The sequence below is a fragment of the Mesorhizobium sp. M0058 genome (assembly GCF_040323095.1).
Classification (GTDB): Bacteria; Pseudomonadota; Alphaproteobacteria; order Rhizobiales; family Rhizobiaceae; genus Mesorhizobium.
On the sequence record NZ_JAMYUQ010000017.1, the window covers coordinates 50239 to 75354 of the forward strand.

The window sequence follows — 25116 nt, forward strand, 5'->3', positions numbered from 1 at the left end:
GCAGCTTGGCCGACGCCGCCCCTTTCAGCCTCGCCGAGCAATGTCGGCCGCCACTGCCTTCGCCTCGCGTCCAATTTCCCTGAGCAGACCGGTGACCGGATTGTAGAAGCCGACGAGGTAGAGGCCGAGTTGCGAGGCGCGGGCGTTGACGCCACTGCGCTCCGGCTGCAATTCCACGGGCAGAAACTTTTCGTAGCCCGGGCGATAGCCGGTGGCGAGGATGACGGCGTCGAAATTTTCCAGCCTGCCGTCGGTGAACGCAGCGCCGCGCTCGGTGAAGCCCGCTATGTCGGGTGCGATCTTGATGGCGCCTTTGGTGATGGCGTCGACCGTGCCGACGTCGATGACCGGGATGCGGCCGACTTCGTCGATCTGTTGCAGGATGCCCTGCTTCGGCCTGACGATGCCGTATCTCTCGAGCTTGCCCAGCGCGAAATCGAGGATGATCGGAAACATCCACTCGTTCAGCGCCTGCGGCATTGGCCGGCTGGCGATGCCGACGCTGGCGCGGCACGATGTGGACGCCCTTGCGCACCGAAATGGTCGGACGCGCGCCACTTTCCGCCAAGTCGAGCGCGATCTCGGCGCCGGTGTTGCCCATGCCGACGATCAGCACCGAGCGGCCGGCAAAGGGCGCCGCTTGCGTATAGTCGGCGCTGTGCAGCACCTCGCCCTTGAAAGCCTCGATGGCAGGGAGCCGGGGGACGATCGGCTCGGCATTGTTACCGCTGGCGATGACGACATGGCGCGCCTTCAGGTTGTCCGAACCTGTCTCGACCAGAAAACCGCTGTCGGTACGGCGAATGGCTTTCACCGTTATGCCGAAGCGCGGGCGCAGATCGAATTTTTCCGCATAGTCGTCGAGGTAACGGACCACCAGTTCGCGCGGCACGTAGCGCGGATAGTTTTTGGGAAAGGGCAGGAACGGCAGCGACGAGAACGACTTGACCGTATGCAGATGCAGTCGCCGATAGTGCCGCCGCCAGGCGGGCGCGATCTCCTGCGATCTTTCGAGCAGGATGAAATCCACTCCTGCCCGCTTCAGGCAGGCACCGACCGCAAGGCCGGCAGGCCCGGCGCCGACAATAACGACAGTGGTGTCCAAGCGATTCTCCTCCCGCCGGGTTGGCAGAGGTTATGCGCAGAGGCGCAGGCGGGACAAGTCACCCGTTGCGCAGCATCCCGGCCGCGAAGGGAGGGCTGGCGTTGCTCCCTAGCCGATATGCTCGGCGCGCAGCTTCTTCTTTATCTGCTCCAGGCCCGCCTCGCCGCCCCCCGCCAGTTCGTCGGCGATCCTTGCCAGCTCGTCATCGGCGTTGCGGTACTTGCTGCCCCAGGCGCCGAGCGTCGCCAGCACCGGCAACAGGTCGATGCCCGCCTCCGTCAGCTTGTAGATCGCCTTGAGCTTGTGCGTGGGGTCGTCGCTTCTGGTGACAATGCCCTCATCCTGCAAGGTCTGCAGCCGCTCGGCCAGGGTGCGCGACGAGATGCCTTCGCCTGATAGCAGAAACTCCCGGAAGTGCCTTTTTCCCGCGAAAATCATGTCGCGGATGATCAGCAGCGTCCAGCGGTCACCGAGCAATTCGAGCGACAGGCTGATGGGGCAGCCGGATCTTTCCCTGGTCGACATTTAAATGCTTCCATTTTTAAATCACTTTACTATTGACATCATTTTTCACTCATGTCAATGGTTCCGAAAGTAAAGCAATAACCAACGCCGCCTGACCTGGCGCTGGTGACACCAGAGCTCAGGAGAACGACGATGAGAAAACTAATCCTGCAGATGCAGATATCGGTCGACGGTTTTGTCGGCGCGGCCGGCGATGAGCACTGGCAGCTCTGGGAATGGGGCGCCAACTGCCCGTGGGACGACGACTTGAAGCAGGATTTCAACGCGGTGTTCGCCGGCATCGATACCATTCTGCTCAGCCGCAAGATGGCCGAAGAAGGCTATCTAACCCATTGGGGCAATGCGGCAAAAAACTATCCGCGCGATCCCTTCTACGCCTTTGCGCAGCGCATCGTCGAGGCGCGCAAGGTGGTGCTGAGCGACAAGCTCGCGGCATCGCGGTGGGAGCGCACGACGCTTGCCAGCGGCGACCTGCCGCGCGAGGTCAAGGCGCTGAAAGCTGAAGGTGAAGGCGACATGGCGGTATTCGGCGGCGCCGGCTTTGCCTCGGCGCTGATTGCAGCGGGACTGGTCGATGAGTTCCAGCTGTTCATCAATCCGGCCGCGCTGGGCGACGGCGAGCGGATTTTCGACTGTGGCGGCTTCCTGAAATTGCGCCTGCTCGGCTCTAAAGCCTATGCCTGCGGAATGGTGGTGAACCGCTACGCGCCGGCAATGTGAAGCAGTTCAGAGATTGAATCCGTGGACCGCTTCAACTCTTTGTTTTTGCGAGAACTCCGGACGGATCACCGCAACCCGCTCCTCGTGAACCTGCGCTAGAAATTGATCTCGACCGAAGCGGCACTTCGCTTTGCCGGCCCGTGAAACACCGCCTCGATGTTGTTGCCGTCGGGGTCGAGCAGGAAGGCGGCGTAGTAGCCGGGGTGGTAGGGCCGCTCACCCGGCGCGCCATTGTCGGCCCCGCCGGCATCGAGGCCAGCCTTGTAGAACGCATCGACCATGGCCTTGTCCCTGGCCTGGAAGGCCAGATGATGGCGCCCGGTCAGCTGTCCCCTCGCCGCCCGGCTGTCGAGGCTTGAGATGAACAGCTCGTCGGCCCAGAAATAGTCCTCGGCCTCGCCGCCGATCGGAATGCCGAGCACCTTGAAGACGGCTTCATAGAAGCGCCGGCTCGCCTTGAGGTCCCTGACCACCAGCTGGACGTGGTCGATGAGGCGGCCGCGATGCAGTTCCATGAGCGATATCTCCCGTCGCGAGACCACAAAGCTAGTGCCGCGGAGCGGCTCGTCAATTCGGCAGTCTATCTTGTCGGCGCGCTTGGCAGCCTTACGCCCCTGCTTTTGTCATATCCGGATGGACTTCCGCGCAGACCGGATAAAAAATGCAACCGGATTGTCGGATTCGAAATCCCGCCAACGTCCTTCGGACGCAAGCGGCGCAACGGAGCTGGAGCGAGTGGCGCCGCATCGAAACCGATCTCGGGAGAAGAGCATGAACAGTTCCTACCGTTGGGTGATCGTCGCGTGCGGCGCGCTGATGACCTGTGTGGCGCTCGGCGCGATGTTTTCGCTGGCGATCTTTCTCGAGCCGATGGCGCTCGACACCAACTGGTCGCGAACCGGCATTTCCAGCGCCATGACGCTGAATTTCTTGGTGATGGGCGCAGGCGGTTTCGCCTGGGGCGCCATCTATGACCGTGTCGGCGCCCGCCCGGTGGTTTTTGCCGGCGCGGTGCTGCTCGGTCTGTCGCTGGTGGTGGCAAGCCGAGCCCAATCGCTGCTGGTCTTCCAGCTGAGCTATGGCGTCATCGTCGGGCTGGCGGCCAGCGCCTTCTTCGCGCCGATGATCGCGCTGACCACCGCCTGGTTCGAGACCCATCGCAGCCTGGCCGTGTCGCTGGTCTCGGCCGGCATGGGCGTGGCGCCGATGACCATTTCGCCCTTCGCACGCTGGCTGATCACGGCCTATGACTGGCGTACCGCCATGTTCGACATCGGGATCATGGCTTGGGTGCTGTTGCTGCCGGCCGTCTTCCTGGTGCTCCAGCCGTCGGCGGCGGTCGCGGCAGCGGATGGCAGCGCGCCCGCACCTGCCGCGGCCCCCGGCATGTCAGTCGGCCAGGCGTTGCGCTCGCCGCAATTCCTGGTGCTGGGCATGACCTTCTTCGCCTGTTGCGCGGCGCATTCGGGGCCGATCTTCCACATGGTGAGCTATGCCATGTCGTGCGGCGTGGCGCCGATGGCAGCCGTGTCGATCTACAGCGTCGAGGGCCTTGCCGGCCTTGGCGGGCGCGTGCTCTACGGCGTGCTCGGCGACAGGCTGGGCGCCAAGCCGGTGCTGATCGTGGGCCTCGCCATCCAGGCGGTGGTGATCGCCGCCTATCTCGCCGTCGGCAATCTCGAGCAGTTCTATCTCCTGGCGATCATCTTCGGCGCCACATATGGCGGCGTCATGCCGCTCTATGCGGTTCTGGCGCGCGACTATTTCGGGCCACGCATCATCGGCACGATACTTGGCGCCGCGACCCTGTTGTCCAGCCTCGGCATGTCGTTCGGCCCGCTCGCCGGCGGCATGATCTTCGACGCCTATGCCAGCTATTCCTGGCTGTTCATCGGCTCGGCGCTGATCGGCCTCGGTGCTGCCGGCATCGCCATCGCCTTCCCGCCGCAGCCCGGCCGAGAGAGGCTGCAGGCGGCATGAGCGAAATTTCCCCTCGAGGGGAAATACTCATCACCCTGTCCCCGTTCCCGAGCGCAGCTCTTCTCTGCCCTCGTCGTCGCGGCTGAGCCTGGCGTCCGAGATCAGCACCACCGGGCATTGGCAGCGCTGCAGCACGCCGGTGGTCGTCTCGCCGAAGAAGAGTTCCTCGCCAGGGCGCCGCGCCACGCCCATGACGATCAGCGCCGCCCCCCTGCCGGCCTGGCGGGCAATGGCATCGGCGGCGGCGGCCCGGCTGCGGATGGCCGTCTCGATCTCGACGCCATAGCGGTCGGCTAGTGCGACGGTATCCTTCAGCACCGCCTCCCTGCGGCGATGCGAGACAGTGTCGCGCGGTTCGTCGCGGCCGACGCGCGCGACATAAAGTATCTTGACCCGCGCACCCGTGACCGCTGCAATCGCCAGCGCCATTTCGGCACCCCGGCGGGCGATCGCGGTGCCGTTGACCGGAACCAGAATCTTCCCGCCTTCAGGTCCTAGCCTTGGCATCTGGCGGCCGGCGCCGGTCGCCTTCAGCACCAGGCATAGCGGGCCCTCGAAGGCGCCGGCGATCTCGTTGATGCGGCGGGCAAACCCACCTTTCGACGTGACCGCGCGGCCGAGCCCGATCAGCAGCAGCCCATAGCCTTTGCGCGCCTCCTTGGCAACCGTTTCGGCCGAAAGCTCGGCCTCGTGGCGCCGCGTGACAGGCGCCGCGCGGGCCAGCTCCTCGTCCGAACTCCTGGCGGCCTCGCGGCTGTCCTCGGCACCCTTTTCGATCGGCTCGAGCTTCGCATCCGTGCCGGGCTCGGCCTCCTCCCCCTCGCCTCGGGCATGCAGCACCGTCGTCGGCCTGCCGGCGCCCACGACTCCTGCGAGGTAAGCAGCAAAGCGGCCGACAACGCCCTCATCGGTCACCACCAGCAGTCGTTCCAGATTGGCGATGAAGCCGCGTTGGTCGATCTCCTTGCGCTCCAGACGCTTCTTCTCGTTCTCGCCCATCGGCAAGCGGCCGAGTGCCCAACGCAAGGTCGGCGGCATGGCGAGCGTGGTGATGACGGCCATGGTCACGATCATGGTGAAAAGATTGTGCGACAGAACGCCGATCGACAGGCCAATAGAGGCGACGATGACTTCGGTCGAGCCGCGCGCGTTCATGCCGCAACCGACGGCGATGCCTTCCTTGCGGCTCATGCCGGCAAGCTCGGCGCCGATGAAGGCGCCGGCGAATTTGCCGAAGCTGGCGATCAGCACCAAAGCGGCCGTGAGTAGCGCAAGCTCGTGGTCGACAAGCACTGTGAGATCCGCCGAAAGGCCGGCGACGCCGAAGAAAACCGGCATGAACAGCGCCATGATGACGCCGCGCAATTGCCCTTCGATATGACGCGACAGGATCGGCGATTCCCCAACCAGTATGCCGGCGACGAAGGCGCCGAGCACGGTGTGGACGCCGATCAGATCGGTGATCAGCGCCATTGCGCCCATGATGGCGAGAATGACGGTGACGACGGCGTATTCGCTGCGGAACGTATCGTTGGTCCAGCGGATGGCGTCGAAGACGATGCGGCGGCCAATCGTGAAGGAAAACCCCATGAAGGCGGCGACGCCGACAATGGTGAAGGCAAGGCTGCCGAGCTCGATGCGCCCCTTGGTGGCGATGCCGATGGTGATGGCGATGATCACCCAGCCGATCGTGTCCTCGATGATGGCCGACGAGACGATGATCTGACCGAGATCGCGGCGCATGAAGTTCATCTCGCGCACCACCATGGCGACGATCTTGACCGAGGAGATCGACAGCGCCGTGCCGAGGAAGAGACCGGCGACAATGCGCTCGGTTCCGTCGGCCAGCAGCGAGGCCGGCATGAACTGCGCGGCGGTGAAGCCGAGCGCGAAAGGCACGGCGACGCCCGCGGCGGAGATGGAAAAGCACGCATGGCCGACCCTGCGCACCAGCCGCAGATCCGTCTCCATCCCGGTGAGCAACAGAAGCATCAACACGCCGAGCTGGGCGATGGCGCTGATCATGCTCTTTTGGGTGGCGTCGCCTGAAAAGATCACGCGTTCTGCTTCCGGCAATAGCCAGCCGAGCAGCGATGGCCCGAGCAGGATGCCGCCGATGAGCTGACCCATCACCGCCGGCTGGCCGAGACGCTCCAGCAACTCGCCGATGCCGCGGCCGACGAGAAGCAGAAGGAGGATTTCGAGAACGAAAATGCCCTCGCTGGACATGCCGGTCTTTTCGGCTGCCAACGATGCGGCCGGCATGAATGCGAAAGCTGCCGCGGCAAGCGCGACCGACCGGCGCCGGTTGACCACGAAGGACATGCACCCCCTCATTGTGCCCGGTATAACGTTTTGAGGGCGAGATCGGTTGCACGCCACGCTCCCTTAGCGCGCCGCAGGTTCCTCCTTACCTGAATCGCATAACGGGCCTATCTGACTGCGGATAAACCGCCGAGACCCGGGCCGGCGACGGAACATTTTCAACCGATTGCGCGTTGCGCGGATGGGGATGACCGGCGTCGTTTCGGCCGGCCATGGCGTTGGGAGGCGAGTGGCAAGGGATGTCCCAGGTCAAGACCGTGAAAACCGACGAAGCGGCTGCAGCGCCGCGGGCCTCTGATGCGTTCGCGCTGAAGCTCACCTCATCGGAATTCGTGGCCACCATGTCGCATTTCCACCGCGCCGAAATCGCCCGCATGGCCGGCTGGCGCGACCGGCTGGACCGTACCAGCAACTGGGCGATTACTGTCGTCGCCGCCATGCTCTCAGTCTCACTCTCGACGCCCAGCGCCCATCACGGGGTGCTGCTCTTTGCCATGCTGCTGACCACGCTGCTGCTATGGATCGAGGCGCGGCGCTATCGTTTCTTCGATGTCTACCGGGCCAGGGTGCGCCAGTTCGAGCGCTATTATTTCGCGCAGATCTTCTCGCCGCAGCCCGACTACGCCTCCAACTGGCTGGCCATCGTCGGCGAAGGCCTGCGTTCGCCGCGCTTCCTGATCTCGCAACGCGCGGCGTTGGTGCGCCGGCTGCGCCGCAACTACATTTTCATGTACACGATCCTGATGCTGGCGTGGGTGCTGAAGATCACGACGCCCAGTCTGCAGCGCGAAGGGTCGCCGATAGGCTTGGGCGCGTCATTTCTCGACGCCGCGCGCGTGGCGCAGCTCGGCCCGGTTCCAGGCATCTATGTCGTGTGCATGGTCGGGCTGTTCTATGTCGGCCTGCTCGCAGCCGCTTTCCTCATCTCAAGCGACGAGGGCGAGCTTTCGCATGGCACCGTGCATGTCTGAGAGCGGCCTCGAAAAGCGCAATCTGCCGCGGTGATCTTCAGCAGACATTGTCGACCAACAGAGCGGTCGCTTCCGACCGGCTTGCGGCTTCCTCAACCGGAAGCCGTGCGCGATGGCGCTTGTAGGCGGTGAGCGCGATGACCAGCACGCAGCATACGGCGTTCAGCCAGTTGATCGCCGCCAGAGCGGGATCGTTCAGATTGATGTGGGCGTAGAGTCCCGTCGTGGCGTTGGCGCCTGTCCACAACAGCCAGGTCGCGTAGGAAATCGCCGACGCCCCGTGCCTGTCCCGGGCCACCCGCACGATCTGCGGCAGGTAGGACACCACGCGCAAGCCATTGAAAATAGTGAAGAGATAAAAAGACAGATCTGCAAGTGTCATCCGAAACCCCTGTCATGGCCGGACGTCCCATAGCGTTCCTTGCAGTGGCGGCATGTGAGCCCGTTCACATGCCGGCTTTGATTTTCCTGTTGCGGCCCGGCACCCGGATTCTTTCGCCATGTGGGCGTTCGCCGTGAGCCAGCCCGACGAGGTCGACATGAACCAGATCCTGTTTCGGCCGACGGCGCGGGAGTACTAAACAGATCTCGTGCTTGGGCAAAGTTCGGGTTGACCGCTGCCAAGAGCGCGGCGACTATCCCTGCAACGTGCAGGAGGACATGAGAATGGACGAACCCGATCGCTGGCGGCACATGGCGAGCGCGCCCAAGGACGGCAGCCGCATCCTGGTCACGGTCAGGCCATCGGAACAGGGGCCGGCCGAGGTCGACCTCGCTTACTGGTCGCGCGCCGACCAGTTCGGCACGGAGGGCTGGCGCTCTTCCGATTCGTCGCCAGGACGGGTGATCGAATACCCCGAACCGGAGTTAAAATGCTGGATGCCGCTGCCGACGGCCAATCTGAGCCGGGCTTCAATGCCAAGTCCGTGGCAAGGCGAAGACGTCCCGCTGCTCGACGGCTCCGGGATATGATCTCGGCGGGATGACCGTAGGAAATATGCTGCCGGCCCAATACTTGACGGCCTTACTTCGGCCGACGCACTGATCGCACCATGCCGCCGGGGCCGCTGCCGCAGAAGAAGCGGTCGCCGCCGTCGGATTCGAGCCCGGAAACGCCCACCCCTGCCGGCATGTCGAGCCGTTCCAGCACCTTTCCGCTTTGCGGATCGACGCGCCGGACATCGCTCTGGTCGCCTTCCCAGGTGCCGTGCCAGAGCTCGCCATCGACCCAGGTCACTCCGGTGACGAAGCGGTTTGAGTCGATGGTCCGCAGGATTTTCCCGGTCTCGGGATCGATCTGGTGGATCTTGCGCTCCCGGTTTTGCCCCACCCAGAGCGTGCCCTCGGCCCAGGTCATGCCGGAATCGCGGCCGCCGCCGGGCGCCGGGATGATGGAGAGCACCTTGCCGGTATCCGGGTCGATCTTCTGGATGCGGTCCCCGGCGAGCTGAAACAGATGTCGGCCGTCATAGGCGGTGCCGGCATGGGCGGCGACATCGATCGAGCGCAGCGTCTCACCGCTTGCCGGATCGAAGGCGGTCAGCCGCTCGCCAGTCGCAAACCAGACATTCTGTCCGTCGAAGCTCACGCCGTGCACGGTGTCGACATCAGGAAAGGGCCCGTATTCGCGCAGGATTTCCGCTGCTGAATGTTTCATGTCCTGGTCCTCGATCATGGTCACCTTTCCTAGCCGTTCGGCAGCGGCGACGGGAGTAACAAGGTGGTCGTGAAACCAGCGACCGGTGGCGTCATCCAGCGCCGCGCCCGGCCGTGGCCGAAGGACTGCACTTTGCCGGTCTCGGCCAACTGCTCGAGCGCCCGCTGTACGCTGCGCTGTCCGGCGCCCAGCGCCAGCGCCAACGCCGAGCTGGCCCAGGATTCACCATCAGCCAGGAAGGCCAGCACCGCGGCGTGCCGCTCCTCGATCGGCCGCGCCAGCACCGCCACGGAGCCTGCTTCGCGCGGCTTTAGCGCAAAGCCCTGGCTGGTCGCGCCTATGCCCGCCAGCGGCCGCAATTCGGCGCGCAGCCGGCCGATCTCGACCCGCAGCCTGGCGCGATGCGATTCATCGGCATGCCGGCCGCCAAAGGCGCGGGCAATCAGCGTCGCCCTCGGCACATCCGCCGGCCAGGCTTCGGCAAGCGCGCGCGCCAGCGCAAACAGCACCGGCCTCGTTGCCAGCGAGATCGTTGTTTCCTGCTTGTGCACGATATAGCGGAACGTATCGACGACCAGCGCGCGCGACGCCTGCAGCGCTTCGACCTCTTCGAGCAACAGCGGATGCTCCTCGCCGCCTGCGATCAGCCGCGCCGCCGGCGTCTCCAGCGCCAGGAAGGCGCTGTCGACCTCCGCCATGAGACCCGGAATGCCGGCCCGGCGGGCGGCATGGCGCGCCCACTCAAGGGCTGCGCGCGCGGCCTTCGTCTTCAGGCGCCGCATGGCGATGCCGGCAACCGCGAGTTCATGCGCGGCGCGTGAGGCCGGCGGAAGCGGCGACGGATCGAGCCCAGCCAGCACGTCTTCAGCCTCGTCGAGGCGGCCGATCAGCAGCAGGCGGCGCACTTTGAGATGCCCGGCATGCGCCGCGTTCAGCCGGTCGCCATGCTTTTCCAATGTCGACCGCGCCGCGTCGAGCGCCTTGGACGGCCAGCCGAGATCACGCGAAACAAGTGCGATCTCGGCTTCGGCGACAACGCACCTGGCGCGCGCCACCGCCTCCTTTGGACCGAAGGCACGGCCGGCCCTACGCAACAGTACTTTGGCGCGATGGAAATCGCCGAGCTGCGCCATGGCAATGCCGCGCAACGCCAGCGCCGGGGCATCCTCGCGCAAGGCGACGCGGTCGAGTGCCGCCAGCGGATTGCCCGCCGCCAGCGCCAGCCCTGCCGCGGTGATCAGCGAGTCCATGCAAATCCCGTCACATTTGTAACTCCCACCGCTCCCCTTAATCGGCCCTAACTTAAGTCACCACCGCCAAGCAGCAAGCCGCGGACGGCGACCTAGCCATCTGGACTGGTTGAAGACGCCCAGGCCTGCGTTGACGGCAATATTCGCATTCGCTAGCCTGAGCATCTCAGACAGTCGTGTTAAGCTTCTCAATAAGGAAAAACCGACCATGCCTGCTTCCGAGGACTTCGAGCCCACCGTGCGGCCTCGCCACCCCTGCTGCGGTGGCCCGCCTGCAAATGCCGTCACATTTGTAACTCCGCCCTCGCCGCCTCGCGGCCCTAGCCTGCCTCACGATCAACAGGCAACGACAAGCCACAACGGCTCAACAACTGGCAAAGGAAACAAGCAATGACCAAGCACGTGGCAATGAAGACCCCACCGGTCGTTTCAAGGCAGGAATGGGAAGCCGAGCGCGAAAAGATGCTGGTGAAGGAAAAGGCAACGATGCGCGCCAGGGACGCGCTGTCGGCCGAGCGCCGGCGCATGCCATGGATGGAAGTAGACAAGCCCTATGTGTTTGAAGGTCCCAACGGCAAAGCGAGCCTGCTCGATTTGTTCGAGGGCCGGCGCCAGTTGATCGTCTACCGCGCCTTCTACGAACCCGGCGTCCACGGCTGGCCCGAACATGCCTGCCGCGGCTGTTCGCTCGGCGCCGACCAGGTCGGCCATCTCGCCCATCTCAACGCCCGCAACACCACGCTTGCCTATGCCTCCCGCGCGCCGCAGGCCGACATTGCCAGCTTGAAGCAGCGGATGGGTTGGGAGATGCCCTGGTACACAATCACCGACAGTTTCGACAAGGATTTCGGCGTCGACGAATGGCACGGCCACAACGTGTTCATCCAGGACGGCAAGAAAGTGTATCGCACCTACTTCATCAACAACCGCGGCGACGAGCAGATGGGCACGGTCTGGAGCTACCTCGACGCAACGCCGCTCGGCCGCCAGGAAATCTGGGAGGATTCGCCCGAAGGCTATCCGCAGACCGAGCTCTACAGCTGGTGGAACTGGCACGACAATTACGACGCCGCGCCCGACAAGACGTGGGAGGAAGTGTCGGCGGCCGGCGAAGCCGCGTTCCGCAACAAGGACGGCAAGTAAGGACCTGGAGCGGCGCCCATCCAGCTTGGTTTCCTGTCCCTCACGGGACAGGAAACCCGGGCATTGATCATCAAGGGATTACGACCATGAGCGATATCGGCACAGGGACCGACAGTGAGGTCCCTAAACGCTCCGATGCAGTTTCTCTCCGCACCGCCGACTGGCTGTGCCTCGCCGCGGCCCCTGTTTTCGCCGTGATGGCGCTGCTTACCTGCATTCACGCTGGCGACGGCGTCATGTCGTGCCTGGGGGCCGATGCCTCCCCGCTCACCGGCATGCCGCTGATGTATCTCTTGATGAGCGCCGTCCATCTGGCGCCTTGGCTGCGCGTGATTTCCGGCCGGCCGGTCCGGCGATAGGCTGGACCGCCGCCGCCATGCTAACGCTCTTTACGTCGGAGAGAGACTATGAAGCTGGTCAGGCTGAGAGCGCCGGGCGGGTTGGACAAGCTCGACCTGGTCGAGGTGGATCAGCCCCGGCCTGGGCCGGGAGAAATGCTGGTCAGGATTCGCGCCTGCGCGCTGAACATGCGCGACGATTTCGCCGTACAAGGCAAGGTGCCGCTCGCCGAAGGCCGCGTGCCGCTGTCGGATGGCGCCGGCGAGGTGATCGCGATCGGTGACGGCGTCGACACGTTCAAGCCGGGCGACAGCGTCGTCAGTGTTTTCTACCCCTGGTGGCTGGCCGGCGACATGAGATCCGATACAAGCCGCGACATTCCCGGAGACAGTTTCGACGGCTTCGCCAGCGAGTATGTGTGCATGCCGGCGCACGCATTCACCAGGGCGCCGGCGGGCTATACGCATCTCGAGGCGGCAACGCTGACCTGCACGGGCGTCACCGCCTGGCGCGGGCTGGTGACATGCGGCAAGGTAAAGCCCGGCGACACGGTGCTGATCCTTGGCACCGGCAGCGTGTCATTGTTTGCGCTGCAATTTGCCAAGGCCGCCGGCGCAAGGGTCATCGCCACCTCGTCCGATGAAGGGAAGCTGGAGAAGCTCAGACGACTCGGGGCCGACAGCGTCATCAACTACAAGGCGGTGCCGCAGTGGGGCGGCAGGGCCAGGGAACTGACGGACGGACGCGGCGTCGATCATGTGATCGAGGTCGGCGGACCGGCGACGCTGGCGCAGTCGATAGCGGCCTGCCGGACAGGCGGGCATATCGCACTCATCGGCGTCCTGACCGGCTTTGCAGCAGAAGTTTCAATCCCGGCGCTGTTTTCAAACCAGATCCGCATCAGCGGAATTTCCATCGGCAGCAAAGCCGACCAGCAGGACATGATCCGTGCGATAGAGGTCAACCGCCTGAAGCCTGTCATCGACAGCAGCTTTCCACTGCAGGATATCGCCGCCGCCTTCAGGCACTACGAAGCGCAAAGGCATTTCGGCAAGGTCTGCCTCGAGCTTTAGATCCTGCGATCGGCATTCCTACCCAGCGGCCGGCGCCAGCGTCCCGCTTGCCATCAGGCCCCAGAGCTGATCGGCGGTCAGCTGTTTGGCCGAGCCGTCGTAAGCCACCCTGCCGAGGCTGAGCACGACGATCCTGTCGGCCAGCGCCCTGACCGTCGACAGGTCGTGCGTGACCAGGATGACGCCGGTGCCGCTGGCGGCGATCGAACGGATCAGCTTGACGACCTGCGCGGTCTGCTTGACGCCGAGCGCGGCGGTAGGCTCGTCGAGGCAGATCAGCTTGACGTGATCGGCAAGCGCGCGGGCAATGGCGATGGACTGCCGCTGGCCGCCCGACAGCGAGCGCACCAGAACGTTTTCGTCGCGAAGCGTGACGCCCAGCGCGGCAAGCCGGGCACGACACTGCTCGGCGGCCTTTCGGTCGTCGCGAACCGGGAAGACACCGAGCCAACGCCGCGTTTCCTCACGCCCGAGGATCATATTGTGGGCGACGCTGAGGTTCGGGCAGAGCGCCAAATCCTGATAGACGGTCTCCAGGCCGGCGCCGCGTGCATCCTGCGGGCTCCTGAAGGAAATCGGCTGGCCCTCGAGGGTCATCGCGCCGGCATCGGGCTGGATGGCGCCCGAAATAATCTTCACCAGCGTCGACTTGCCGGCGCCATTGTCGCCGAGCAGACAGACGATCTCGCCTTTGCCGACCGTGAAACTCGCCTCTTCCAATGCCGTCAGCGCGCCGTAGGATTTGCGGGCGCCGGCAATCGAGAATGCCGGACCTTGCGGGGCCTCTCCATTGCCCTCCGTCACGGCAGGGCCGGCCGAGGCGACGGCACCATTGTCCGCCACCGTGAAGTTGGTCGCGGCGGCCCGAGCGCGCCGGCCGCGAAAACCGATCGCAGCCTGGTCGGCCACCAACGCCAGCAACAGCATGCTTCCCACCGAAATGGATTGCCACCATGATTGCAGGCCGACGAAGATCAGTCCTGCATTGAGGATGCCGATGGTGGCAACGCCGATGGCGATGCCGAGCGGCCGGCCGGAGCCGCCGGAAAAAGCGACGCCGCCAAGGATCGCGGCGGTGAGCACGTCGAGCTCGAAGCGAACGCCGATGGTCGGCGTGATGCTGCCGAGACGACCGGCGATCAGAACCGAGACCAGGCCGATCAGCAAGCCATTGGCGGCGTAGAGGCCAACCACCGTGCGCCCCACCGGAATGCCGCAGAGTTCGGCTGCGCGCGGGTCGCCGCCTATGGCGTAGAGCCTCAAGCCGGTGACCGTGCTGGTCAAGATAAAGGCTCCGATGACAAAGACAGATGCGGCGATGATCACGGTGTACTGGATGCCGAAGATCTTGCCCCGCCCCAATTCGAGCAGAGCCTCGGGAAAACCATAGACCGCGGTGCTGGAGACGACGAAGGCAAGGCCGCCATAGAGCGCCAGCATCGCCAGCGTGACGATCAACGGCGAGATGCTCAGCCTGCGCACCAGCAGACCGTTGAGCAGACCGAGCAAAAGGCCGAGACCCAGGCCGACGCAGATTGCCAGCGGCGCGCTCTGCGTCGCCACCGCAACCTTGGCAGTGATGATGCCGATCAAGGCGACCATGCTGCCGATGGAGAGGTCGACATAGCCGGCGATCAGCAGCGCGGAGGTGCCGAGCACGGCGATCAGGATCGAGGTCGAGTTGACGCCGATGACGACGAAATTGTCGAGGCTGAAGAACGATTTGTTCAACAGCGAGAAGGCGATGATCAAGCCCAGCGCGACCAGCGCCAGCCCGATGCGGCCAGACGCTTCGCCCGGCGCCTTGACGCCCGGCAGCAAGGATGAAAACCGGCCCGTTTGCAGCGGTGTCGTCCCCGTTCGAAGGCTGTCTGTGCTCATGCTTGCCTCTCACTGAAGCGGGCGGTTTCAGGTCAGGCTGAACCGCCCGTATCGCGCGGGAAAAACAGGCGCTACTTTGCCTCGGATGACCAGGGGAAATTCACATACTGGTCGCGCGTATCGTAGCAGATGTTGCCGTACATCCTGAGATAGATATCGCGGCGCTTCGGGTCCTTGTAGACCGCGGCCGGGTCGGCGACATCGGCCTCGTACTGGGCCATGTAGTCGCTGGTCAGCGCCACGGGCAGGATATCCATCGCCTGCGGGATGCTCTTGCCCTCCAGCCAGTCGGCCGCGTGCTGGCCCATGGCATAAGCGAAGACTGGCGACGCCAGGCTGATGCTTGCCTTGTAGGGACCGCCGCCTTTCTTGATCGCGGCGACTGCCTCCGGTTCGCCGTCGATGCCGCCAAGGAACTGGTCCGGCCGCGCCTTGCCCGCCGCTTCCAGGGCAGCCAGCGCGCCGAGCACGACCGTGTCGGCGCCGAGCACGACATCGACGTCGGGATGGGCCTGGAGAATGGTGCTCATCGTGGCAAAGCCGCCTTCCTTGTTGACGGGATTGGGTGAGATGTCGGCGACGATGGTGACATCAGGCATGGCCTTGAAGATGTCGCGCATGGCGGCAAAGCGCGGCGCCAGGAATTCCATGCTGTCATGGGACAGGATGACGACATTGGCCTTGCCGCCGAGCTTGTCCTTTATGTAGGCTGCGGCCGCTTCGGCCAGCACCTTGCCGGTCTCGTATTGCGGCGCATTGAGCAGCGACGTGGCTGGCGGCGGCACGATGGTGCCGACATAGGCGCCCGACCAGATAAGCTCCTGCAGGCTGCGGCTCATGGAGGCCGGGTCCACAGGCGCCGCCACCAGACCGCCGATCTTGGAGGCGAGAAACAATTGCACCTGCTCGACCCCCTTGGCGGCGTCATTGTTGGCAAGCGCGCGGCGATATCCCAGCCCGCGATCCTTGGCGGCGGCGGCCAGGCCGCGGTCGACGCCCTGCATGAATTCACGCTCGTTATCCTGCGCGAAGGCCAGCACCTTGTTCAGGCCGGGCGGTGGGCTGCAGGCCGGCGCCTTCGGATCGAACGGCGCAAATACCGCCGGCTTGGTGAGCCCGGCCGGGCCGTCCTGCGCGCCTGCCAGAATGGTACCGCCCGCGAGCACACCGGCAACGCCGAGCAGCGTCGCCAGCATCATGTTCCTGTCAGATCGCATTTCACTTCCTCCCTGTCGTTGATTGTTGCCGCGCATCGCAAGCCTCGCGGTCGCTACTCTTCCCAGTCTCCCCAGATACCCACCTTCCCGCTCGCAAGTCAAAACTTTTTCCAGTGGAATTAATTAATCAGAGATAGTCGGGTGACTCGCCCACGCGATCACGCCTTGCCGATCAGCGACTGGACGACTTTGGCCAATTCCGTGCCGAGCACGCGATGCGCGTCGCTGTCGAGGTGAATGCCGTCTACCGCGCTCGACTCGACGACATCGCCGGCGTTGAAGAACGCGGCGCCGGCGCGCCGGGCGGCATCACGGAACAAGCCGGCAAAGTGCATCGACTTTGAAGCGCCGCCCAGGAACATCTGGCCGAACCAGTCGACCTCCAGCATCGGCGGCGGCGCAACAATCAGGACCGCGGGCGCCACGCCTGCGGGGCCAGCTTCGCTGCGCAGCACAATTCTGGCCAAGATCTCAATAGAATCAGCGACATCATTCGGCGTTACCGAGAACCTATGCTTGAGATCGTTGGTGCCGAGCATAAGGATGACGAGGTCGAGCGGCATATGCGTTTCCAGGCACACCGGGAGCGATTTGAGCCCGTTCTTGTGGAGACCTTCGATCGGATCGTCGTGCACGGTGGTGCGCCCGCCCTGCCCTTCTTCGATCACATCCCATCCGCTGCCGAGCTGGCGGCGCATGATGCCCGGCCAGCGCCGGTCGGGCGTGAAGCGGTGCCGTCCGACCCGGGCCAGGGTGGGAATGGCGCCATAGGTATTGGAATCGCCAAAGCACATGATGGTCCGGGTCTGCGTCACGGCATTGCTCCTCCAGGCCTGCATACTTTGAACGACAGCGGGCCGGCCGGCGTCAACTACATTTTTCCATCGGGTGGATTTAAATGTTGCCTTGCCAGGCCCGCATTGCTACGTCAGCGCTTTGATCGGCTCGCCTTGCGGCCAAACTCCTTGCGCAGGGGAAAGCGTGACCGGAACCAGCTTCTTCAGTCTCGAAAAGATCGCCGAGGGCCGCAGCGGCGGAACCACGCAGGCCGAGAGCCGCATCTACAACGAACGCCTGATCGTCTCGCTCATCCGCCGGCACGGGCAGCTGGCTAAGACCGATTTGACGCGGCTGACCGGGCTGGCCGCGCAAACCATCACCACCATCGTCAACCGCGCCGCCGACAACAAGCTGCTGCTGCGCCTGGAGCCTTTGCGCGGACGGCTGGGGCAACCCTCGGTTCCCTATGCGTTGAACCCGAAAGCCGCGTACGCCTTCGGCCTCAAGGTCGACCATCGCAGCGCCGATGTCGCCCTGGTCAATTTCGTCGGCGACGTGATGTCGTTCGAACGCACACTGTTCGACTATCCGACGCCCGTCGAGGTGATGAAATTCGCCAAGGGCGCCATCGCGCGCATGTGCCGCAAGCACAGATCGATAGAGCAAGACCGCATCGCGGGTCTTGGCATCGCCTCGCCATTCCATCAGTGGAACCTGAGCGAAGAGGGCGCGGTGCCGGCGAGCAGGCTGGATGCCTGGAGGGAAATCGACATTCGCGCCGAACTGGACCGGGCGTTCGACTGGCCGGTGTTCCTCTACAACGACGCCACGGTGTCGGCCGCGGCCGAACTGATGTTTGGCGCCGGCGGATCGCGCGCCGACTTTCTCTATGCCTATGTCGGGCACTTCATCGGCGGCGGCCTGGTGCTCGATCATCACTTGTTCCCCGGCCGCAACAAGCTGGCCGGGGCGCTAGGCGACATGCCGGTGCCCGCGCCGGGGCGCAGGGGCGACCGGATGACGCCTCTGCTGCGCGTCGCTTCGCTGCATTCGCTGGCCGGCAAGCTCAACGACCAGGACAATGGGGAGAAGGACGCCGGCCGCATCTGGTCGTCGCCCGACGATTGGGGCGACCTTGGAGAGCCGGTCACCGCGTGGATCGATGAGGTTTCGGACGGGCTTGCCTATGCCGCCCGCAGTGCCGTTGCCTTGCTCGACATCGACAATGTGGTGATCGATGGCGCCATACCCAATGGCGTGCGCAAGGAGATCGCCAAGGCCATGCGCAGAAAACTGGCACGTATCCTTGTCGATCGTCCCGAGCCGTTCTCTGTCATCGAGGGGACGTTTGGCCATCTCGGCCCCGTTATCGGCGGCGCCAGCATTCCGCTGCTGGTGAAATATTCGAACGACAAGGAATTGCTCTTCAAGGAATAGGCGCGCAGCCGCCGGCACCAGGCATTCCCCCAAAACAGCGAACTGTGAGACTTGTCACATACCTGCTCGTGAAGCGCGTGCTACTTGCACTCTGCGGTCGGTCGACGCCGAAAGAAATCGCCTGCCATGGTCTGGCGGTGACGGGCCTTTCACTTTATGCTGTGGCAGGTTGCATACTCTCAACGGACCTTGATGCCGCAAGCGGTGTTCTCGTCGGCGTCAGGCCGCGACCAGGAGTTTTGTCATGCTCCGACTTTGCGGATTCATCGCGGCCTTCATCCTTGCCGGCCTCACAAGCTTTGAGGCCTGCGCCGATCGAAGGGTCGCGCTCATCATCGGCAATTCCGATTATCGCGACATCCCGGCGCTGAAGAACCCGGCCAAGGATGCCCAGGACGTATCGGCCACGTTCCGGCTGGCCGGCTTCGAGGTTTTCGTCGCCGAGAACCTCACCAAGCAGCAGTTCGAAGGCCAGTTCCGGGACTATCTTGCCGCCGCCGACGGCGCCGATCTCGCCGTCGTCTACTATTCCGGGCACGGCTTTCAGATCGGCGGCGAGAATTTCCTGATACCCGTCGACGCCTCGTTGAAGAAGGCGGCCGACATCGAGGTCCAGGCCATCAAGCTCAACGACGTGCTGGAGCAGCTGCGCTCGAAGTCGAAGATCCAGGTGATCATCCTCGATGCCTGCCGCAACAACCCCTTCCCGCGCAACAATTACTGGCTGCGCGACCAGCTTGTCACCGCCGGCAATAATGGGCTGGCGCAGGTGCGAAGCTCGCTCAACACGCTGATTGCCTTCGCCACCGAACCAGGTGCGGTCGCCTATGACGGCAGCGGCGACCTGAGCCCGTTTTCATCGGCGTTTTCGCGGCGCGCGCTGGCGCCGAACCAGGAGATCCGAACGGTCATGTCGGCGGTGCGCCGCGATGTCGTGCAGGCCACCAACGGCATGCAGGTGCCATGGGAAAATTCCTCGCTGATCGACGACGTGGTGCTGGTGCGCCGCAACAATCGGCCTTCGCTGCCGCCAGTGCTGGAGAAGGTGGTGCTGTCGGGGGTCGGGCCTGTCGCTCTCGGCCTGCCGGAGCCGGTCGATGTCGATGGCGGCGCCATCAGCATCAGCATCGAACGGCCGCCGGCAATGGGCCGTCTGGTGCTGGACGGCAAAGACGTCGCGGTGGGCGAACCGATTGCCGGCAAGGACCTGCCGCGCCTGCAGATGGATATCCCCAAAGGAGCCGCCACGCAGGACGAGGTGGATATGCTGGCCTACGCCACGCATGACATTTGGGGCGGCGGGAGCCAGGGCATACTCGTATTCCGCGTCAAGAGCGGCGAAGGCGCTGCCGGCCAGCAGATCATGGCTTCGCTCGAGGCCGAGCAGAAACAGCAGGTGCTGGAGCGCGGCATCCACATCACCGGCGCCGCCGAAGCAATCGAGAACCGCAAGCTTGATATTCCCGTCGGCGTCGGCCCGGTCGCGCTCAATCTGGATTTCCCCACCGACGATCCGGCGGTCAGCCTGAAGGTCTCGGGGTATCCGGCAACGGGAACGCTGTCATTGCCTGATCGAACCTTGTCGCCGCAATCCAGCCTTCTGGCCGGTGAAGTCGACCATCTCCGTTACGAGCCGCAGATCGGCGCCGGCGCGCCGGTCGAGGTCGGCTTCGAAATCCGGGCCGACAGCAGCTCGGCTAAGCCCGCGACAATGAAGCTGTCGCCGACGGTCGATGCCTGCGATACCGCCGCCGGCGAGCCTCTCGACCTGCAAGGGGTGGTGCCCGGCCTGCTGCCGAACGAGATCGGCGCCGGTGCGGTGGCAGCCTGCGAGGCGGCCGTGAAAACCTATCCAGACGTCGCCCGCTTCCACTACGAGCTCGGCCGCGCCCTGCTTGCGGCAGGCCAGGTTAGAGAGGCCAGGACAGCCATCGAGGACGCCGCCAAGAAAGGCCATGTGCGCGCCGTCTTCGAACTCGGCTATCTCAACGCAACCGGAACCGGAACGACCATAGACCGCACCCAGGCCAACGCTCTCTACAAGGCTGCCGCAGACAAGGGCGATCCTTACGGCATGACCTCGTGGGGACGCGCGCTGTTCAATGGCTATGGCGTCAACCGCGATACGGCCAAGGGCCTCGACCTGCTGCTCAAGGCGGCGGCCATGGGGCACACCTATGCCATGAACGATCTTGCCGCCATCTTCACCGAGGGCCGCAACGGCGTGCCTGCCGATCCGGCCCGCGCCGTCGCCTTCCTGCAAGCGGGGGTGCAGCGCCAGGACATGTATTCGATGAACCTGCTCGGCCGCAATTACCTGGCCGGCCAGGGCATCGACAAGGATCCGAAGACGGCGCAGGCGTTGTTCCAGCAGGCCACCGATCTTGGCCAGCCCTACGCTCCGGGCAGCCTCGCCCGCATGTACAGGGACGGCGCCGGTGTGCGCCAGGACCCGGCGGAAGCGCAAAGGCTGTTCGAACTGGCGACCACGCGCGGCGATCCGTCGAGCGCCTATGATCGCGCGGCGCTTGAAATGGCGAAAGGCGACAAGGCCGATCAGGCTGTCGCGGTGCGCTTCCTGGCATTCGCCGTCGCGCTCGATCTGCGCAAGGAGCTGCCGGACGCCAAAAAGGGCCTGGCGCAGTTCGGCACCAAGCCGAAAACGGCAGCTTTGGACGCCCTGCGTCGAGAGCTCAAGTCGAAGATTCCCGCGTCCGGTTCGCTGGACACGCAACTGGTCAATGCGGCCCGGGGGGTCTGGGAAGAAGCCAATCCGCGTCGGGATTTGTTCTGAACAATAAGGAGGCCATGGTGGGCAAGGCATTCAAGCAGACATTCATCGGGCAGGCATTCATCGGGATAATTCTATCCGGCGTTCTGGCCGGGCTCATGGGCTGCACCTCGGTGTCGCCGATGTTTGAGCCGGCACCGCCGGTGAAACATCGCAAGGTGGTTCGCGTAGCACCTCAGCCAAAGGTGGTCAGATACAAGAAGGCGACCACCGGCAAAGTGGTGAAGCCGGCCGAGGAGATCCCGCAAAAGCCGCCCGTGATTCCTTCTCTCGGCGGCAGCGGAGGCGGCGGTGGGGCTGGCGGCGGCGGCGGCGGTTGGGGATGAGATCGTCGACCAAGGGCGCTGCACTCAGCGGCCCCAAAGGGTCTTGCTAAGATCCGCATGAGCCTTGGACAACGTCAAGCCGAAATCGTCCATCCCTGTCGCGGCATCGGTTGGCCAGCGGACAATTCGGCGCAGCGCTGCACGGAAAAGGCAGCGGACGAACGCTGCCAGTGCAGAGGCCACGACCGCCGCCGGATCGAGTCTGCGAGCCGCCAATGCCCGATGGGCCTGTTGTGTTTCGAGATAGCGGGCCAGCGCAATATCGTGACGCGATGGTGCGCCAAGCTCCTGCCGGTCGCGCCCGGGGTCGTCATGCCAGATGGGCCACTCGGTCGGGCCAGGGTGATGCACGGTATCCTCCTGCGAAAAGAGATCCAGTGCGAACAATCTCCTCAAGCGCCGTGAGCAACGCGTGGGAACCTGCGTGATGGAATCGTGAAAAGCGCCTCGGCGGCGGAATAAGTGTTGAAATGGAGTGAGCTTGAGCGGATCGTCGTCGCGCTGTGACCGTGGCGGATCCGATGACCGGACCTTATCTTCACCTGCTGGGTGGTTTCGACTTTGCCGGCGTCGGGGCCACGGTTCCAGCCATCAGCCGCAAGGCGCGTGCGATGGTCGCCTATCTCGCGCTGCAGTCGGGGCATTCGCAGTCGCGCGAGAAGCTGGCGACCCTGCTCTGGGGCATCAACAGCGAGGCGCAGGCGCGAATGAGCCTGCGGCAAGCGGTATCGTCTGTCAGGAAGGCCATGCAGACGTGCGGCGGCGGCCGCTTCCTCACCGATGGCAACAGCGTCGCTCTGCATCTCGACGGCCTTGATTTCGACGTCGCGCGGTTCGAGGCGCTGGTCGCCAGCCCGGCACCCGAAGACCTCGAACTGGCGCTCAATGTCTACCGCGGCGACCTGCTCGACGGCTTCGGCCTGAAGGAGGAGCCATTCGAGGACTGGCTGAGGATCGAACGCGAGCGGCTGCGGGCACTGGCCGTCGCGGCGCTCGACAGGCTCGTCGCGCATTATGCAGCGACGAACGATCCTGCCGCATGCGTGCGCGCGGCGGCGCGCCTGCTGGCCATGGACCCGTTGAGGGAGGATGTCCACCGTGCCCTGATGCGCGCCTATGCGGCGCAAGGCAGGACCAATCTCGCGCTGAAGCAATATGAGCACTGCCGCACCGCGCTTCTACGCGATCTCAAGCTGCAGCCGGAGCCGGAGACGCGGCAATTGTTCGAGACGCTGCGCACACGCCGCACAATGGCGCCGGCACGGCCACCCACGACTGATGCGGATGACGCTACCGGCTTCAGCCACGAACTCGCAGCCCCCCCGACCCACTATGTCAAATCGGCCGGGATCAACATCGCGTATCAGGTGACCGGCGACGGTCCGGTCGACCTGATCCATGTGCCGGGATGGGTCTCCAACCTCGACCACGCCTGGGGCTCGCCGCGGCTTTCGCATGTGCACCGGCGGCTCGGCACTTTCTCGCGCCTAATCCGCATGGACAAGCGCGGCACCGGGCTCTCGGACCGCAATGTCGGTCTGCCGACCCTGGAAGAGCGGATGGAAGATGTGCGGGCAGTGCTGGATGCGGTTGGCTCAAAGCGCACGGTGCTTTTCGGCAGCTCCGAGGGCGGCCCGATGTGCATGCTGTTCGCGGCGACCTATCCCGAGCGCACAGCGGCACTCGTGCTCAATGGGGCCTACGCCCGCGGCAGGTGGTCACAAGACTATCCGTGGGCGAAGACAAGCGAGCAGGTGGAAGAGGATCTGGCGATCGTCGAGAAAGAATGGGGAGCGGCGGCGGATATGAGCAACGCGGCGCCCAGTCTGATGAGCGACACGTTCGAGACAGAATGGTTCGCCGCCTATCTCAGGAATTCTGCCTCGCCCGCCGACGCGATCGCCCTGTGGCGCTGGGGAGCCGAAATCGATGTTCGCGACATTCTGCCTGCTGTCCATGTTCCGACACTGATCATGCAGACGACTGGCGACGGCTGGGTGAAGCGGGAAGAAGGACGTTACCTGGCGACGCACATCGAGGGCGCCCGATACATTGAGTTCGCCGGCCGCGACCACGTCATCTGGGGCGAGAATTCCGATCGGATCGTCGACGAGATCCAGGCTTTCGTCACCGGCGCCTTGCCGGCGGCCCCAGGCGAACGGCTGCTTGTGTCGGTGCTGTCCCTCGATATGACGGGCTCGCCTTTCGGCATCGACCCGGCCGAGCGGCACGCCGAAGCGCTCCGTGGCGAACTCCTCGCGGCCGAAGGCAGAGAGATCAGGCGATCGGACGGCAAGGTGCTCGCGGTGTTCCAGCGGCCAACGCGGTCGATCCAGTGCGCGATCGCCATCCGCGATCGCTTGCGGCAATCCGGTGTCGAGGTCCGCTCGGCGGTGCATATCGGCGAGTGCGAGCAGCGGGGCCATCAATTTTCAGGCGCGGCGATCGAACTGTCATCGCGTCTGCTTGACCATGCGCGGCCGGGCGAAATCATCGCATCAAGGACGGTGCGCGATCTCGTGGTCGGCTCCGGCCTGCGGTTCGAGAAGCGTGGCGAAATGGCGGCAAGCGGGCTGCCCGGCGCGTTTCCGTTCTATGCGGTCGATGGTTCGGCTTGAGCCGCTAGGTCACCTCTTCCCTGCCCCGAACCGCAGCCCGTCCATCAGCAGCTTGACCAGCCGGCGCGAGCGGTCGCGCCAGTCCTTGGTGTCGGGGGCCGAGTAGATGCCGCCGAGTGCGTGCAGCACATCGGAGGCATCGACGTCGCTGCGGATCGAGCCTTCGGCCACCGCCGCCTCGACCAGTTGCCGCAAGGCCAGCGACACCCGGCCCGACATGTCGGAGAACACGGCGGAATTCGTGTTGAACAGGATGCGCAGGCTGGCCGCCAGGCCGCGCTTGGTGGCGATGTAGTCGACGAAGCGCTGCATCCACTGTTCCAGCGCCATGTCGGCCGAATGGTGGCTGGCGAGGTCATCGGCCGCCGCACAGAGCGCCTCGACTTCACGCCGGTAGACCACTTCGACCAGATGCTCGCGGGTTGGGAAATGCCGGTAGAGCGTGCCGATGCCGACGCCGGCCTGGCGCGCGATCTCCTCCAGCGAGGCATCGACACCGTGCTCGGCAAAGGCCGCTGCCGCAACCTCGACCAGCCGGTCGCGGTTGCGCTGCGCATCGGCGCGCAGCGGCCTTGGCGCTGCGGCTTCGCGCTTCTCGTCGGCAATTGCTTGCGACTGCTCGGTCAATTTTTTCTCCACTGTTGATATATGGGGGCTTGAACCCAAAGGGGTAAGCCCCCAACTAGATAAACGGAGGCGCCTCCGTTTTAGTGGAGCAGTCTTATCATATAATCAGGGGAGCCGATATGTCACGTGTTGAGATTGTGAAGACTGAAGCATCCCCTGCCGGCTGGAGAGTCGGGGCGGCAGAGCTGCCAATCTTCCCCCTCGTGGGGGAGATGTCCGGCAGGACAGAGGGGGGCGCTGTCCCGCCAGCCTATCAAGGCCTGACTAGCGCCTCCTCGGACAAGATTCGTGTCGACGCATGTAAATCGGGAACGTCGCATTCCTTCGCGCCCCCTCTGCCCTGCCGGGCAT

At 64.6% G+C, this 25116-nt stretch carries 23 protein-coding genes and 1 pseudogene; 11 read left to right on the forward strand and 13 right to left on the reverse strand.

The genetic code is table 11. From position 1 onward, the window contains the following. Nucleotides 1-24 precede the first annotated feature (24 nt). The 3 genes and pseudogenes from NKJ75_RS26320 to NKJ75_RS26330 form a co-directional block, all read right to left on the reverse strand. Nucleotides 25-480 carry an NAD(P)/FAD-dependent oxidoreductase gene (locus NKJ75_RS26320; RefSeq protein WP_352500393.1) on the reverse strand — a complete coding sequence of 152 codons (456 nt, stop codon included), beginning with the start codon at nt 478-480 and terminating at the stop codon, nt 25-27. A 55-nt stretch (nt 481-535) separates the two neighbouring features. After that, nucleotides 536-1105, reverse strand: a pseudogene (locus NKJ75_RS26325) (flavin-containing monooxygenase); the annotation flags it as partial. 108 nt (nt 1106-1213) lie between these two features. Continuing rightward, on the reverse strand, nt 1214-1630 hold the full coding sequence (locus NKJ75_RS26330) for a winged helix-turn-helix transcriptional regulator (protein WP_023727056.1): 417 nt from the start codon (nt 1628-1630) through the stop codon (nt 1214-1216). Between the two features lie 132 nt (nt 1631-1762). Between NKJ75_RS26330 and NKJ75_RS26335 the strand changes: the two genes are divergently transcribed. Then, entirely contained in the window at nt 1763-2350 is a 588-nt protein-coding gene (locus NKJ75_RS26335) for a dihydrofolate reductase family protein (protein WP_023834508.1), read from the forward strand. A 95-nt stretch (nt 2351-2445) separates the two neighbouring features. On the opposite strand, the gene NKJ75_RS26340 is transcribed toward NKJ75_RS26335, so the two are convergent. After that, on the reverse strand, nt 2446-2874 hold the full coding sequence (locus tag NKJ75_RS26340; RefSeq protein WP_155922514.1) for a VOC family protein: 429 nt from the start codon (nt 2872-2874) through the stop codon (nt 2446-2448). Nucleotides 2875-3121: 247 nt separating this feature from the next. On the opposite strand from NKJ75_RS26340, the gene NKJ75_RS26345 reads away from it, so the two are divergent. Further along, a complete protein-coding gene (locus tag NKJ75_RS26345; RefSeq protein ID WP_023735437.1) occupies nt 3122-4330 on the forward strand; it encodes an MFS transporter in 1209 nt (402 codons plus the stop codon). Nucleotides 4331-4360: 30 nt separating this feature from the next. Here NKJ75_RS26345 and NKJ75_RS26350 read toward each other — a convergent pair whose 3' ends face one another. Then, a complete protein-coding gene (locus NKJ75_RS26350; protein WP_352500367.1) occupies nt 4361-6655 on the reverse strand; it encodes a cation:proton antiporter domain-containing protein in 2295 nt (764 codons plus the stop codon). A 239-nt stretch (nt 6656-6894) separates the two neighbouring features. Between NKJ75_RS26350 and NKJ75_RS26355 the strand changes: the two genes are divergently transcribed. After that, a complete protein-coding gene (locus NKJ75_RS26355) occupies nt 6895-7626 on the forward strand; it encodes a DUF2270 domain-containing protein (protein ID WP_023673885.1) in 732 nt (243 codons plus the stop codon). 37 nt (nt 7627-7663) lie between these two features. On the opposite strand, the gene NKJ75_RS26360 is transcribed toward NKJ75_RS26355, so the two are convergent. After that, nucleotides 7664-8008 (reverse strand): PQ-loop domain-containing transporter, encoded by a 345-nt coding sequence (locus NKJ75_RS26360; RefSeq protein ID WP_023685493.1) that lies wholly within the window; start codon nt 8006-8008, stop codon nt 7664-7666. A 284-nt stretch (nt 8009-8292) separates the two neighbouring features. Between NKJ75_RS26360 and NKJ75_RS26370 the strand changes: the two genes are divergently transcribed. Continuing rightward, complete coding sequence (locus NKJ75_RS26370) at nt 8293-8598, forward strand: hypothetical protein (RefSeq protein WP_023689804.1); 306 nt, start codon at nt 8293-8295, stop codon at nt 8596-8598. Between the two features lie 52 nt (nt 8599-8650). On the opposite strand, the gene NKJ75_RS26375 is transcribed toward NKJ75_RS26370, so the two are convergent. Together NKJ75_RS26375 and NKJ75_RS26380 are read right to left on the reverse strand one after the other, a co-directional pair. Beyond that, nucleotides 8651-9283, reverse strand: a complete 633-nt coding sequence (locus tag NKJ75_RS26375) for a Vgb family protein (RefSeq protein ID WP_023715140.1) — start codon at nt 9281-9283, stop codon at nt 8651-8653. Between the two features lie 29 nt (nt 9284-9312). Further along, nucleotides 9313-10533, reverse strand: a complete 1221-nt coding sequence (locus NKJ75_RS26380; protein WP_023834511.1) for a hypothetical protein — start codon at nt 10531-10533, stop codon at nt 9313-9315. 390 nt (nt 10534-10923) lie between these two features. On the opposite strand from NKJ75_RS26380, the gene NKJ75_RS26385 reads away from it, so the two are divergent. The 3 genes from NKJ75_RS26385 (at nt 10924) to NKJ75_RS26395 (ending at nt 13088) form a co-directional block, all read left to right on the forward strand. Beyond that, entirely contained in the window at nt 10924-11676 is a 753-nt protein-coding gene (locus NKJ75_RS26385) for a DUF899 domain-containing protein (RefSeq protein WP_023685489.1), read from the forward strand. A gap of 86 nt (nt 11677-11762) precedes the next feature. Continuing rightward, nucleotides 11763-12035 carry a hypothetical protein gene (locus NKJ75_RS26390; RefSeq protein WP_023672530.1) on the forward strand — a complete coding sequence of 91 codons (273 nt, stop codon included), beginning with the start codon at nt 11763-11765 and terminating at the stop codon, nt 12033-12035. A gap of 48 nt (nt 12036-12083) precedes the next feature. Beyond that, nucleotides 12084-13088: a zinc-dependent alcohol dehydrogenase family protein gene (locus NKJ75_RS26395; protein ID WP_023672529.1), complete on the forward strand. Its 1005-nt coding sequence runs from the start codon at nt 12084-12086 to the stop codon at nt 13086-13088. Nucleotides 13089-13106: 18 nt separating this feature from the next. Here NKJ75_RS26395 and NKJ75_RS26400 read toward each other — a convergent pair whose 3' ends face one another. The 3 genes from NKJ75_RS26400 to NKJ75_RS26410 form a co-directional block, all read right to left on the reverse strand. Then, the gene (locus NKJ75_RS26400; RefSeq protein WP_081726142.1) at nt 13107-14969 is read right to left on the reverse strand and encodes an ATP-binding cassette domain-containing protein; all 1863 of its coding nucleotides are present in this window, start codon (nt 14967-14969) and stop codon (nt 13107-13109) included. A 71-nt stretch (nt 14970-15040) separates the two neighbouring features. Continuing rightward, nucleotides 15041-16186 (reverse strand): sugar ABC transporter substrate-binding protein, encoded by a 1146-nt coding sequence (locus NKJ75_RS26405; protein WP_032886623.1) that lies wholly within the window; start codon nt 16184-16186, stop codon nt 15041-15043. Nucleotides 16187-16344: 158 nt separating this feature from the next. Next, nucleotides 16345-17001 carry an SGNH/GDSL hydrolase family protein gene (locus NKJ75_RS26410; RefSeq protein ID WP_023715137.1) on the reverse strand — a complete coding sequence of 219 codons (657 nt, stop codon included), beginning with the start codon at nt 16999-17001 and terminating at the stop codon, nt 16345-16347. Between the two features lie 166 nt (nt 17002-17167). Here NKJ75_RS26410 and NKJ75_RS26415 point away from each other — a divergent pair, with 166 nt between their 5' ends. The 3 genes from NKJ75_RS26415 (at nt 17168) to NKJ75_RS26425 (ending at nt 21520) form a co-directional block, all read left to right on the forward strand. Then, nucleotides 17168-18403 carry an ROK family protein gene (locus NKJ75_RS26415; RefSeq protein WP_023685483.1) on the forward strand — a complete coding sequence of 412 codons (1236 nt, stop codon included), beginning with the start codon at nt 17168-17170 and terminating at the stop codon, nt 18401-18403. A 244-nt stretch (nt 18404-18647) separates the two neighbouring features. Beyond that, nucleotides 18648-21197: a caspase family protein gene (locus NKJ75_RS26420; RefSeq protein WP_023685482.1), complete on the forward strand. Its 2550-nt coding sequence runs from the start codon at nt 18648-18650 to the stop codon at nt 21195-21197. A gap of 14 nt (nt 21198-21211) precedes the next feature. Beyond that, a complete protein-coding gene (locus NKJ75_RS26425) occupies nt 21212-21520 on the forward strand; it encodes a hypothetical protein (protein ID WP_023685481.1) in 309 nt (102 codons plus the stop codon). A gap of 24 nt (nt 21521-21544) precedes the next feature. Here NKJ75_RS26425 and NKJ75_RS26430 read toward each other — a convergent pair whose 3' ends face one another. Continuing rightward, nucleotides 21545-21907, reverse strand: a complete 363-nt coding sequence (locus tag NKJ75_RS26430; protein WP_023685480.1) for a hypothetical protein — start codon at nt 21905-21907, stop codon at nt 21545-21547. 134 nt (nt 21908-22041) lie between these two features. Between NKJ75_RS26430 and NKJ75_RS26435 the strand changes: the two genes are divergently transcribed. Beyond that, complete coding sequence (locus tag NKJ75_RS26435) at nt 22042-24138, forward strand: alpha/beta fold hydrolase (RefSeq protein ID WP_023705137.1); 2097 nt, start codon at nt 22042-22044, stop codon at nt 24136-24138. 9 nt (nt 24139-24147) lie between these two features. Here the strand turns inward: NKJ75_RS26435 and NKJ75_RS26440 are convergent, their stop codons facing one another. Continuing rightward, entirely contained in the window at nt 24148-24765 is a 618-nt protein-coding gene (locus NKJ75_RS26440; protein ID WP_023709407.1) for a TetR/AcrR family transcriptional regulator, read from the reverse strand. Between the last annotated feature and the right edge of the window lie 351 nt (nt 24766-25116).